This is a genomic window from Psychrobacter nivimaris (assembly GCF_904846365.1).
Classification (GTDB): domain Bacteria; phylum Pseudomonadota; class Gammaproteobacteria; order Pseudomonadales; family Moraxellaceae; genus Psychrobacter; species Psychrobacter nivimaris_B.
This window is the reverse complement of record NZ_CAJHAL010000003.1, coordinates 130,621-143,991: the sequence shown is the minus strand read 5'-3', so window position 1 is coordinate 143,991 and position 13,371 is coordinate 130,621. Positions and strand designations below refer to the sequence as shown.

Here is a 13,371-nt window from a genome sequence, read left to right as displayed (position 1 = left end):
TCTTATTACGTCATGCTATTAGATAGCTAAACTATAGGTTTAACATATCTTGGTGCTTCCATTGCTGCACTTTTACCTGCGCTTCAAACGCAGTCAAACTGTCATCAATGATACTAGAAATTAAGGTATCTAGCGCTGTATTATTGGTATCTATTTGCGCAATACCGCTAGCAATTTCCATCATCAATATATCCAAGCGCTTAGGGTCTAAAAGTCGCTTGTTTAATGCATTGACGACATTCTCACCGATATTGTGCCCGACGTGATGTAGCTGTGATTCAATAAGGCTGCCCGCGATCGGTATCATGCGTAGATAGCGGCGCAACTCAGGTGTGTTGGCCAATCCTTCTTCAATAGCATTACCCATTTCGCTCGCCAATATACTGCCGCCACCTGATGAGGCAGTCAGTTCCTGCAGCTTTGGTGCAAGCTCTGTACGCAGTACGGACAATACGGCCGCTTCAATCTCATTTCGATTTTTTGCAATCGTCGACTCAATGAATGATTTATGCGTGTCTGAACTGGTTAGCTCTTGTCGAAAGTTTTGTATCGCGGTCAAAATAACGCGATCGGAGAGCTCTTCTAACAGTAGGTCAATGTAGAATTTGATTCGGTTGATCCACGTCTGCGGCAGTACTTGGTAGCCAAGCTGATATAGACGTCGTCCAATAACCACCGCTCGCAGCAGTCGCAAAGCACGTAGCTGCGGAAAACAGCCTAATACTTCGTACCAATGAACGAATGGGAAAAAGAACCAGCGATAATAGACTTTTTGTTTGATGGCAATCGCCCAGCGCAATAGCAACTCAACGACCAAAAAGATAGTAAAAAATCCTCCAGCAGTACGTAGAGGATCATGTAGGGTTGTTTGATACCAATTGAGCGCTTCACTGATGGTTAGCCATTCTGCAGCATTACTACTAAAATTGCTCATCAAAATAGCGTCGATACTGATCAATAGCAGATCAATACTGATGGCAATAATCATGACAATATCGTAAGTGAGCTTAAAGCGACTCGGCTTTGGATGGTTCGGTTTTGGTGGCTCATCACTTATTGGATAAGGAGGCTGACTCAAAACAGATTCGGTAGCTAACGGCGAGCTAGTAGTAGAGGTGGGCACAGTCATACCTTATAAGTAATAAATGGCACAAAAAATGGGTAAGAATTCGATATTTACTACCATTTACTATCAAAGTAGACATCGAAAATCTATGAGTTCATGATTAGTCACATTATCAATGAATAAGGCTAAAAAACAACCCATCCTTGATTAAAATTTACTTATGATGCATGGCTGTTTTAACAGTAAACATCATAAGTAAGATATGACTATTGTGACATTTGTACCCGCAACTTTATTGCCCTATAACTTTTTATCTCGTGCTCGATACTTATTACATTAACGTTTGTTACATCGATATTTAGTACTTAGTACGCTTGCATAGACTGTGCTTGGTATTTGATAAGGTCTAACGGTCAGCCAATTTAGTATTGCTGAGCATTCTCATTAGGCATTTTACGTTTTAGGACTGGTTTCGAAATCTGCCAACATAGTGCTAATACGTTCATCTTTTTGACGCCACACCTGTTCAACCCAGTCGAACATTTGAGCTTTTGTATCTTCATCATTTTCGTAGCCACCTTGCTTGATACTTTCGAACAACGCATCTGGTATATCGATGTAGCGCAAGTCAACGCCCAAACGTTTAATATTGCCTTTCCAAAGGTCCCCGTAGCTTGGTACACCATCAGGATATACGATTGTCATGTCTAATATGCCATCGATATCTTCACCTAGTGCGCTGATAGCCAATGATAATCCGCCTGCACGAGGTTTTAATAAGTGCGTATAAGGCGATTTTTGCTGAGCTTGTTTGGCTTTGGTAAAACGAGTACCTTCCAAATAATTTAATAAGGTAAACGGTTTGTCTTTTAGTAGGGCGCAGGCACGTTTGGCTTCTTCGATGTCCTTGCCTTTTAGCGCAGGATTTTTGGCGATGGCTTCTTTTGAATGTCGGCGCATCATTGGAAAATCTAAAAAGTAAAAAGCTTGACCAACGATAGGGATGTAGATCAGCTCAAACTTAGTAAAAAATCGCGTGAGTGGTAAACGTTTTTCGCCAATATACTGCACGATGCTAGTATCGACCCATGATTGGTGGTTGCTCACCAGTAGGTATTTACCATTGGTATGAATATCGTCGGGTAGACTGATACGCCAATCTTTGCGAGGCAACATATTGTCGATTAAGGCACTGTTGCTACTGATCCAGTGAGTAGCAATTTTGATAACGGCTTTGTCTGCAATAGAGGCGCCAGTAATGACCTTACCAACACCCATTAACCACAAAGGAATACTACCACCGAAGCTATTGGCGGCGATGACACCAGTAGCTGTTGCAAGCGACACAGCTTTGCCTAATTTAGGCGAACGTTTATGCATTTTTCGAATGGTAGATGTCAATCGCATGCTCAATCCTTTTCAGTCTATCTGATTAATAATAAGCAGTATGTCGCTGAATCTGTCCTAGTCAAGTCAGGAATATCATGAACGTAAAGCTTTAAATCATGACTATTCAAAGCCGACAAATTCAGCAATATAATTTTAGCAGAAACATGTTGTAGTGTACGGTTGTAAACGTGACTAGTGGTAGCAAGGCGCGAAAATTTGACCTATAAAATCATTGAAATATAACCTGCACTTCTCATACATAGGTATGACAAAATATTACACAGAGATAGGTTGTAGTTGCCATAATAATAGGGAATGTAGATAAGTACTTAAAAAAGATTAATGGACAATCTTTATAAAAAGCACGATTTTTAAACTTAAGAGGAAATATTATGCGTAATACTTTAATGATTGCAGCAGTAGCATCAGGTCTAGCACTTAGCGGCTGTACAACAGATCCAAACACTGGACAACAGCGTCTAAACAAAGCTGCTCTAGGTGGTCTAGTTGGTGCAGCAGGCGGTGCAACTATTTCAAAAGCAACAGGCGGCGACAAAACTGGTCGTGATGCGGCTATCGGCGCAGCACTAGGTGCAGGCGTTGGTTACTACATGGAGCGTCAAGCTCGTCAACTTGAGCAGCAAATGGCTGGCACAGGCGTAACTGTTGAGCAGAACCCAACCACTGGTAACATTGATTTGGTTATGCCAGGTAGCATCACGTTCTCATTTGATGATGCAACCCTTAGCTCATCATTCAAGCCAACGCTTGATAAGCTTGCTTCAACGATGAACCAGTATAACCAAAACACAATTACTATCGCTGGTCACACTGATAGCAAGGGTTCTGCATCTTACAACATGGGTCTGTCACGTGATCGTGCTTACTCAGTTGCTAACTACTTAACAGCTCGCGGTGTTGCTTCAAACCGTGTAAACGTTGTTGCTTACGGTGAGTCACGTCCAATCGCAGACAACAACACTGAATACGGCCGTGGTCAAAACCGCCGTGTTGAGCTAACAGTTAATGCACCACAGAGCGTAAACTAATAAATAGCTATAACTAATAAATAGTTATATAGCTATTAAGTATGTGCTAGATATTTGAGCACATATATTTCAAAAAGAGTCAGCGATATGCTGGCTCTTTTTTTATGTTTTCAGTCTGAATAAAACATTGAGTATTGATAGATAAAGTTAATATTAAATTAAATATTGATAATGATTATCAATAACACTATAATTTGTCAGTGTTTGCTATCAATGCAATATTAAACGTCTTATCGTGCGCACTGAGAGTCAATGTGCATGGCTAAGATAGCCTGCTGTAACATGGCTTGATTATCAAAATAATTGAGGCTACTTAACTAAAACGAATTTTTTGCTATATTTCTTGAGGATATGTATGACGATTACCACAGTAACGAGCCGTAAGCTTTTACCAACTACTTTAGCTGTTGCACTTGCAGGATTGTTAATGGTGTCGGGCTGTACAAAGCAAGCCGATGAAGACACCAATGCTGCGACAGAAACGCAAACAGAAGTAGCAAACACAGAGACAACTGATAATACAGAGATGACTGCTGCCGAAAAAGCACATATTGATAGATTGATTATCAGTTATGCAAATATGGCACACGCCGCCTATAAAGACTCGTTGGACACTGCTAAAGCGCTACAAACTGCGGTAGAAACTTACGTGGCCACTCCAACACAAGAGAACCTTGATGCTGCAAAGGCTGCCTATAAAGCAGCACGCCAACCATATTCACAAACTGAGATTTTCCGTTTTGATGAAGGCTTTGTGACTGCCAATGATAAACGTGCTATCAACAGCATCGATAGCTGGGAAGGGCAGATCAATGCTTGGCCACTTGATGAAGCGCTGATTGATTATGTTGGTGACGACTACGAAGGCGAATATAACAGCCAAGAAAATATCATCAATAGCGACAGCATTACTGTTGGTAGTATCAAGCAAGATACCAGTACGATTACGCCTGAGCTACTCGCAGAAATGAATGAAATCGGTGGTAGTGAAGCCAACGTAACGACTGGCTATCATGCGATTGAATTTATGCTGTGGGGTCAAGACAACAATGGCGTAAAAGAAGGCGCAGGTAATCGCCCAATCACTGACTATGCGACTGAAGCCGGACAGTGTACTAGTGGTGAGACCGTCAATGAAGATGCCAGTATCTGTGAGCGCCGTGGTGAATTCCTAACCGCTGCAACTCAACTATTGGTTGATGATTTGACCGCGATGGAAGCTCAGTGGCAGCCCGACACTGAGAATACTTTGCGTAGTGATTTGATAGCGCGCAAATACGATAATGGTCTGCGCCAAATTATGTATCAAATGGGCAGCTTAGCATTAGGTGAGCTTGCGTCTGAGCGTATGCAGGTCGCTTTTGTTACGGGTTCTACCGAAGATGAGCACGAATGCTTTAGTGATTTGACTCATTTAAGCTATGCCAATAATGCGCGCGGTATCCAAAACGTCTTTAATGGTAGCTATACAACAGTCGCTGGCAAGACAGTGGGCGGCTACGGTATCAAAGACTATCTAACGGATAACGGCCACACAGAAGCTGCTGATAAATTGGCTGCTGAGTTCAACAAAGTAGAAGGCGCGTTCAACGTTATCGTTGAAAAAGGCGAAAAAGACGGCATCAAGATTGACCAGATGATTGCAACTGTCGGTCAAGCCAGCCAAGAAGGTATCTCTGCTGAAGAACAAAACGTCCGTCGTGGATGGGTTGAAGCGGGTATCACTAGTTTACAAGAGCTGACGGCCAGTATCGAAAACGCTGCAAAAGCAGTTGGAATCGATAATTTAGACGCAGATGCTGGGTCACAGTTTTAAGAAAAAATTTAAGCTAGCGGCCCTTATTTAAAAGCCTTTCATTGGCTTTGTGACGTTTTATTAGTCGTTATAGGTCAGTAACCGCTGTTTATTAGATACTTAGATTAGATATAATACGTGCGTTGTCAGCCACCGTTGGCAACGCATTTTTACGAGCATTAAATAAGCCAATTGGCCAGTGTACCATTTCATTATATGTCGATAAGCAATGATTGTGACGACATATAATGAGATGGTATGACAAAATTTTAATGGTTCTACTCTAGCGCTAAGGCAATTAATTTCTATGAACGCCAATTATGTTAACCCCTCTGATTCTCATCTTGCTACTCAAATCCTACGACATATACCCTCTAAGATTGCGCTAATTATCGCCAGTGCAATGGCTATCAGTGCGTGTCAACCATCTGACAGCGTTTCAGACGATACTTCAGAGCAGGCCTCAAGTAATGAAAGCGGCAGTGAAAACAGCCAATCGCTGTCGTCCGAACATGCCAAAAATATAGAAACCCTGGCAGGCATGCCGATGCAGCAACTGGTAAGCTTTGACCCTCAAGAGATCAAGCAGGGCGGTGACTCTGGTATTAGCATTAGCAGTGCTGAAAGCTACTCAAAGCCTTCATCGAATCTAGCAGCTTCTCGAAAAGGGTCGTTCTTTATTGGTAATGCGTTTTTCAAGCAGCCATGGGTCGTTGCACCTGCTAGTACTGATAGTCGTGATGGACTGGGCGCATTATTCAATGTGGCCGCTTGCCAGTCCTGTCATGTCAAAGATGGGCGAGGTCATGCGCCGATGACTGCCGATGACGATGCTGATAGTTTGTTAATTCGTCTGTCTATGCCAGCGACGACCGATGAGCAACGCCAACAGCTAAAGGATTCGCTAATTGAAAAGGTGGCTCATCCTATGTATGGTGGTCAGCTACAAGATCGCGGTATTCAGGGCGTGCCTGCTGAAGCGAGAATTGTGGTGCAGTGGAGAGACAAACCAGTTACCTTTGCTGACGGATATGTCGAGACGCTGCGTGCACCAACGTTTAATTTGACCAAACCTGGTTATGGTGCTTTTGACGATGATATGATGGTATCACCGCGTGTGGCGCTACCGATGATTGGGCTTGGGCTACTAGAGCAAATACCTGACGATGACATTAAAAAACAAGCTAGCGACAGTAGTGATAGCGATATCAGTGGTAAGTTTAACTGGGTCATGGATCCGCAAACGGGCAAGCGTGCGCTTGGACGATTTGGGTGGAAAGCAGGTCAAACCAAACTTATCACCCAAAATCAAAGTGCCTTTAACGAAGATATGGGTTTGACATCAAACATCCGTCCTCACGAATCCTGTATGCCAACGCAGACCGCTTGCCTAAATGCAGCGACAGGTGCTGATGAGCAGGGCAATGGTAAATCACCTGTTGAAGTAAACGATGAGGTCGCGAAATTTGTAGAGTTTTATACTCGAAATCTAGCAGTGCCGCATCGCCGTAATGCAGATGATAAGCTTGTGCTAGCTGGCAAAAAGCGTTTTTATGACATGGGTTGTCAAAGCTGCCATACGCCAAGATATCAGTTGCCAAAAACCGACGATGATCATCTTGAGCAGCATGGACAAGTGATTTATCCTTACACAGATTTGCTATTGCATGATATGGGCAATGATCTCGCTGATCGTACGATTGCCGGTAAGCTACCACCAAAAGATGCCCAAGTTGAGTTTTTAGCCAACTCTTATGAATGGCGTACGCCAGCACTTTGGGGCGTAGGACTTGCGCAGACAGTTGATCCTCAAGCGACGTTTTTGCATGATGGCCGTGCACGTACGTTGATGGAAGCGGTTTTATGGCATGGCGGAGAAGCCGAAAAGCAAAAGCAACAAGTATTGAAGTTGGACAAACAAGGTCGCGCAGAGCTTAATGCGTTCCTAAAGTCGCTGTAATAAAGTCGCTATTATAAAATCAGTATAAAAACGCTATAAATTACTACCTATAACATTACCGAGAAACCTATGAAAATAAACCACGCTTTGGCAATGGCGCTATCTGCATTGAGTGCTGGACTGCTGATCAGTTGTGTCAAACCTGCCGATGACAACAAAGCTGCAGATGTAGACAGCCAAAAAGTTGTGCAAGACAGTGCAGCTACTGACAGCTCAATAGAAAACAGCAAAGAAAGTACTGAGCAAATCGTTGCAGTAGATATCAGCCCTGAGACTGCAAAAACGTATTTGACGCATGTGGCAGACGATATCGTGATTCCTGCGTATGCTGATGCAGCCAAGCAAAGCGATCTGTTGAACGAACTGGCGCAGAAGCACTGTACCCAAGCTCCAGTAAGTGGCGATGAGCTACAAGCATTACGTGCACAGTGGCTAGTATTGGCACAAGCTTGGTCAAGTGCTGAGATGGTCAACTTTGGTCCTGCGACTGCTAGTATGAGCAATCTATACATCAACTACTATCCTGACGAGCGCGGACTTGTACACAGTGGCGTGGCTGATTTGATTGCTGCCAATCCAAAACTAACGCCAGAACAACTTGCTGGCGAGAGCGCTATCGTACAAGGCGTACCAGGGTTGGAAGAGGCTTTGTTTGCCAATGACAGTTTAGACGCTGGTCAGTGTGCTTATGTGATTAGCGCTAGTAGTGCGTTGAGCACGCGTCTAAAAGACATCGAGAAAAACTGGCAGCAAAACGCGACTGATTTATTGGCGATAGACAAAACAGCAGAGAGCGATAGAGGCCTAAATCAGTGGATTAACTCTCTACTGTCATTGATTGAGACCATGAAATCTAATGCCATTGATCAGCCACTCGGTCTGACAGGTAAGGCAAAAGGGCATTTGCCTGCTGCTACTGCTGGTCAAAGCCGCGCTATCATCAATGCTAAGTTAGATACGATTAATAAAGCCATGACTGACCCAGTACTGACAGCTATTCTTGGTAGCAATGATGAAAACAAAGTTTCGGATAATCTATCAACTGCATTGGCTGATACAACCGCATTATTAGCACAAATGCCAGAAGATTTATCAGAGGCTAGTAAGGACGATCAACAAGCGTTATACGATCATCTGACTGATGTCACTCGTCTGATTAAACGCCAGTTAATCCCAGCACTTGGTATTCGCGTGGGCTTTAACAGCACTGATGGCGATTAGACAATGTCTACTATCGAAGCGAGTACAGCAATGTCAGCAGCCCAGACTCATGACCAGATGAATAGGTCTAATCGGTCTGGGAGAACTTCGTCAACTCATGAGCTTTTGACGACTTCAGTGCTGACAGCAGTTGGTACGGCGGCGCTGGTCGGTATTCACCATCGTTATCGTAAGCAGCAGCATCCAGATGCCAGTCTACAAGATTATGTAGATGGTATTCGTACGCAGTTGCAAGCATTAAGTGCGGCACCTGTTTCAACGCCGAAGCTTTCGCGCTTACGTTATGCTTGTGAGCAAGCAGCGGTAACCTGGAAGCAGGCTTATCATGCTGTAGGTGATGATAAAAGTAACACGCCTGACTTTGCTGTCATGCATACGACAACGATGCTAGCGCGCCCAGTCAGCTGGGTCAGTGGCGTTGCATCACTGCCAAAAGATCAGGCTACATCAGGCCAGAGTGAGCACGACTTTGGCGTGGTAGGTATTGATGCTGACAGACAAATCGTTTGGCAGACAACTATGCCTGAGCGTGTCCACGACATCGTTGTTCAGCCTGTATCTGTCAATGTATCTGAAGTTCAGTATAGCAATGTTGAAAAAAGACGTGATGTCGTCGTCATGGGTCGTCGTCCAAGCGAAAAATTCTGGGTACTTAATACGTCAAATGGGCAAGTACAGCATGCGATTACAGCTGATGTAAACCGTCACTTTTATGGTCATGCTTGCTATAGCTTAGATGGCAGCTTGCTCTACGTAACTGAGAACGACACAGTGAGTTTGGCAGGTAAAATTGGTATCTATGATGCCCATGATGCTTATCAAAAAGTAGCAGAGTTTGACTCATATGGTATCGGGCCGCATGAACTGATTATGCATCCTGATAGCGAAACGCTCGTCATTGCAAATGGGGGTATCAAAACCGAGCAGGCCTCACGCGAAGAGCTAAATCTAGATACCATGCGACCCTCACTGGTTTATCTGAATCGTCACGATGGCACATTGCTTGAGCAAGTGACTCCCAAACATAATCAGATGAGTGTGCGCCATTTAGCCATGCACGATGACGGCACAGTGATGATCGGTATTCAGTTCCAAGGTGAAAAACATATCAATGTACCGTTAGTGCTGACTCATAAACGTGGTGATGCTAGCTTTACCCCACTCACTATGCCAAATAATCAATGGCAACGTTTTCACCAATATATCGCTAGCGTGGCGGTGGATAGTGAGCGTAACTTACTGTGTGTGACCACGCCAATTGGCGGCTGTGCGGCAATTTATGATTTGCATACTCGCGAGCTGATTGATGATGTAAGTCTGCCAGATTGTGCAGGGGCTTCGGTGTTAGCTAATTCTGGTGCTTCCATGAGTAAAGTTGATAAACATGCCGAGCCGACAGGATTTATCGTTAGTGATGGTCAAGGGCAGTTAACAGCGCTAAAAGTAACTGTTTTACCAGAAGTAAAATCGAACGTAGACGATGTTGAACCTCATGAGCGGATTATCAAAGACAGTCAACTGCATATGATGTCGTTTGACAACCACTTACAAGCACTGTGATACGTGACATTCAACAAGAGCGACAGCTGAACAGGCATGGCTATTAATAATGACTATTACTAGAATGGCGGTAATAGTCAGCCAAGGAGATAGAGCATTAGCTTAGACACCAATTTAGATACTGTCAGACAGCAGCTTGGGCAAGCAGGCATCGAGCTACACATCAGTAAAAAGCGTGTTAAAAATATCAATTTTCGCTTAAAGCCCCATACGTTGATGGTCTCTGCACCGATGCATGTCAGCGCATCACAAATATTGCATGCTGTGGCTAAGCGGGTGCCTTGGGCGATTGCAAATCACCCGCAGGTATTAGAACAGTATAGACGTAGACAGAATACATCGTCTGACCCTTCAGCTGTGAATAACTCAGTTTTATTATGGGGTACGGAGCAATCATTTACGCTAAGCCCCGATAAAAAAATCGCCTATTATCGGCAACAACTCTCCGAAGTCGCACCTGCACTATTTGAAAAGTGGCAGTCAATCGTTGGCGCTTACGCCAATGAAATACGGTTAAAAAAAATGCACACACGTTGGGGCAGCTGCAACACGCGCGCAAAACGAATTTGGCTATCAGTCTATCTTCCTGCCTATCCTATTGAATGCACCGAATACGTAATCGTTCATGAGCTGTGCCACTTGCATCATGCCAACCATAGCCGAGCGTTTTGGCAAACGGTTGCAACAGCGATGCCAGATTATTTGCAATGGCATAATACCCTAGCGGGCAAGACAGGGCAGATGGACTAAACCTATCATCTAAGTATCTAACTATCTAAATAGCCCTAATAAATATCTCGATATCATCTGCGTAACATTCATTATGCTGAGCAACAAGTCCTATTTTTATTATCATTTTTAAAATAAGGACACACCTGGATAAGCCTGATATTATAAGAAATAACGGTACAAATCGTGTCGTTTAATTAACAAGTTTATATACAGGGATGTCATATGGAAAACGTCAACCAGGCGGAGTTTTGGCAACAGCGTTATGAGAAGAACAGCATCGGTTGGGATATGGGGCAGGTATCACCACCGCTCAAAGCTTATATTGACCAGTTACCTGAGAGTGCAAAAAATCAGGCGATACTAGTGCCAGGTGCAGGTAATGCTTATGAAGTGGGCTACTTATATGAGCAAGGTTTTACCAATGTCACGCTGGTTGACTTTGCCCCTGCACCGATTGAGACGTTTGCAGAGCGCTATCCTGGTTTTCCTTCTGAACACCTGATCTGTGCGGATTTTTTTAGCTTGTCAGCTGAGCAACATCAATTTGATTGGATACTTGAGCAGACGTTTTTTTGCGCGATCAATCCATCGAGACGTGATGAATACGTGCAGCAGATGGCGAGGCTGTTAAAGCCACAAGGTAAGCTGGTTGGATTGTTATTTAACACGGATTTTGGACGAGAAGAACCACCATTCGGCGGCAGCAAGGAAGAGTATCAGCAGCGTTTCCAAAGCCATTTTGATATCGATATTATGGAGCCTAGCTATAATTCACATCCAGCACGGCAGGGCAGTGAGCTATTTATAAAGCTGCAAGGGAAGTAAGCTCATGCTTGATATTAGCTCGAGCTTGCGTTTCTAACTGATTATAGTAATGGTCAGTCAGATAGAGTTTGGGATGCGCTAGTAACCCTTGTAACACTGCAGTACGCCCATCACGGTAGCTGTCATCGGCGACATGCGTATATTCTTGGCGTATCGCCTTTGCATACTGTTCATATGCAGACCACGGCGCGCCCAAGATACTTAAATCCATATCTAAAAGATACGCAGCATCGTTATATTTGTCACTGTCTACCAACGTATCTATCTGATGATTAGCCGTCATCATAATGAGAGCGTAGATCTGCTGGCATTGCTTTGTGCTTAGATACGAGCTCAGGGTATCTGTTGCAAACTCTGCACTTTTTAGCTCATTGTCGGAGCATGTTGGGTCGTATATCACATCATGATAGTACAGTGCCAATGCAATGATATGCGGCTCAGACAGATGGTGCTTAATACTTTCAAACTGTACCAATAACTGCTCAATATGATCGAGCGTATGATAGGCACGTTGTGGTTCGCCATAGCGCGTCACGATATTTTGCCAAAGTCTATTTATTTGCTTTGGCGAGATATCGCTGGTCATAGCTGACAAATGCTGTGCAAAGCACTTGCCAAGCTCATCGTGCTTATTTGAGGCAGTTTTCATATGTCATTTTTTCACTATGACCGTGGCAAAGATGGTTTGATTATTCTTTGTTAGCTACCGCATCTTTAAATGCTTTATTAAATACATCTCCCAGCAGGCTGACATCGTCGACACGTGCATAATTTAAGCGGGTGACAAAGGCAATATGGCGATGCGGCCCTTCTTCAGCTAGTGGTATGGCGACGGCATTCTGGTTTTGCAGGTGTAGCTGATCGAGCGCCATTTCAGGCACTAGCGTTGTGCCCATATTGGCAAGTGCCATTTGAATCAAAGTGTTTAAACTGGCATCTGAGAAGCTTGATTTCATTTGTGCGCGTTCGAAATGACAAACAGACAGGGTCTGGTCAGTTAGGCAGTGTCCTTCACCAAGTAGCATGAGGTTGGCAGTTGCCAGTTCGTCAGCATTGATGGTCTCAAGCTTGGCATGTATGTCATCTTTTGGAAATACAGCAAAGAAGTCTTCACTCCAAAACTCAAAACTGTGTAGCCCATCTACCGCATAAGGTAGCGCAATAATAGCGGTGTCGATATGACCGTAGCGTACCTGTTCAAGCAAACGCTCTGTCTGTTGTTCGACGATGGTCATACGGAACTCTGGATATTGTGCACGCAGCGCAGGCAGTACTTTTGGCAGCAAATAAGGCGCAATCGTCGGAATGATACCGACAGTCATGGGATAGGCAAGCGGCGTCTGATGGCTATGAGCACGCGTGGTCAAATCGCTGACCTCAGAAAACACTCGCTGCGCCCGTGTGAGGATGTCTTGACCGATAGGGGTAATCAATACCTGTTTATTGTTGCGCTCAAAAATCTGAGTATCTAGCTGTTTTTCTAATTCTGCGATACCCAAACTTAGTGCAGATTGCGAGATATTGCAATCTTCAGCCGCACGTTTAAAATGACGATGTTTGGCGACGGCTAGGGCAAACTCAAGTTGTCGTAAAGTAATCATAAAACCTCTCTGTTAGTGGGTTTTTAATGCAATTTATTATGTTTGGTCAACCTTTATAAGGTAGCAAATTACCAATTAAGCACCAATGATAAAATGTAGAGATAATAGTTTAACAAGTTTAATAAAACAAAACATCACATTAAAAACTTTTAACTGGATTAACCGTAGAATTC

Annotated in this window: 11 protein-coding genes; 7 read left to right on the top strand and 4 right to left on the bottom strand. The window is 43.8% G+C overall.

The features are described from left to right. Positions 1 to 31 precede the first annotated feature (31 nt). Both JMX63_RS02625 and JMX63_RS02620 read right to left on the bottom strand, forming a co-directional pair. The gene (locus tag JMX63_RS02625) at positions 32 to 1,129 is read right to left on the bottom strand and encodes a hypothetical protein (protein ID WP_224737783.1); all 1,098 of its coding nucleotides are present in this window, start codon (positions 1,127 to 1,129) and stop codon (positions 32 to 34) included. A 390-nt stretch (positions 1,130 to 1,519) separates the two neighbouring features. After that, positions 1,520 to 2,473 (bottom strand): acyltransferase, encoded by a 954-nt coding sequence (locus tag JMX63_RS02620; protein ID WP_201570688.1) that lies wholly within the window; start codon positions 2,471 to 2,473, stop codon positions 1,520 to 1,522. 374 nt (positions 2,474 to 2,847) lie between these two features. On the opposite strand from JMX63_RS02620, the gene JMX63_RS02615 reads away from it, so the two are divergent. From JMX63_RS02615 to JMX63_RS02585, 7 genes are all read left to right on the top strand, one after another. After that, on the top strand, positions 2,848 to 3,504 hold the full coding sequence (locus tag JMX63_RS02615) for an OmpA family protein (RefSeq protein ID WP_057761553.1): 657 nt from the start codon (positions 2,848 to 2,850) through the stop codon (positions 3,502 to 3,504). A gap of 355 nt (positions 3,505 to 3,859) precedes the next feature. After that, entirely contained in the window at positions 3,860 to 5,320 is a 1,461-nt protein-coding gene (locus tag JMX63_RS02610; protein WP_160022417.1) for an imelysin family protein, read from the top strand. A gap of 286 nt (positions 5,321 to 5,606) precedes the next feature. After that, positions 5,607 to 7,259, top strand: a complete 1,653-nt coding sequence (locus tag JMX63_RS02605; protein ID WP_406947808.1) for a di-heme oxidoreductase family protein — start codon at positions 5,607 to 5,609, stop codon at positions 7,257 to 7,259. A 69-nt stretch (positions 7,260 to 7,328) separates the two neighbouring features. Further along, a complete protein-coding gene (locus tag JMX63_RS02600) occupies positions 7,329 to 8,480 on the top strand; it encodes an imelysin family protein (protein WP_102091839.1) in 1,152 nt (383 codons plus the stop codon). A gap of 3 nt (positions 8,481 to 8,483) precedes the next feature. Then, the gene (locus JMX63_RS02595; RefSeq protein WP_102091840.1) at positions 8,484 to 10,040 is read left to right on the top strand and encodes a DUF1513 domain-containing protein; all 1,557 of its coding nucleotides are present in this window, start codon (positions 8,484 to 8,486) and stop codon (positions 10,038 to 10,040) included. Between the two features lie 216 nt (positions 10,041 to 10,256). Beyond that, positions 10,257 to 10,790, top strand: a complete 534-nt coding sequence (locus tag JMX63_RS02590) for a M48 family metallopeptidase (protein ID WP_320157859.1) — start codon at positions 10,257 to 10,259, stop codon at positions 10,788 to 10,790. A 204-nt stretch (positions 10,791 to 10,994) separates the two neighbouring features. Next, positions 10,995 to 11,597 (top strand): methyltransferase domain-containing protein, encoded by a 603-nt coding sequence (locus JMX63_RS02585; RefSeq protein ID WP_201570686.1) that lies wholly within the window; start codon positions 10,995 to 10,997, stop codon positions 11,595 to 11,597. On the opposite strand, the gene JMX63_RS02580 is transcribed toward JMX63_RS02585, so the two are convergent. Together JMX63_RS02580 and JMX63_RS02575 are read right to left on the bottom strand one after the other, a co-directional pair. After that, positions 11,575 to 12,246, bottom strand: a complete 672-nt coding sequence (locus JMX63_RS02580) for an HD domain-containing protein (protein WP_102091843.1) — start codon at positions 12,244 to 12,246, stop codon at positions 11,575 to 11,577. The genes JMX63_RS02585 and JMX63_RS02580 overlap by 23 nt on opposite strands. 40 nt (positions 12,247 to 12,286) lie before the next feature. Beyond that, on the bottom strand, positions 12,287 to 13,198 hold the full coding sequence (locus JMX63_RS02575; protein ID WP_102091844.1) for a hydrogen peroxide-inducible genes activator: 912 nt from the start codon (positions 13,196 to 13,198) through the stop codon (positions 12,287 to 12,289). Positions 13,199 to 13,371: the final 173 nt, after the last annotated feature.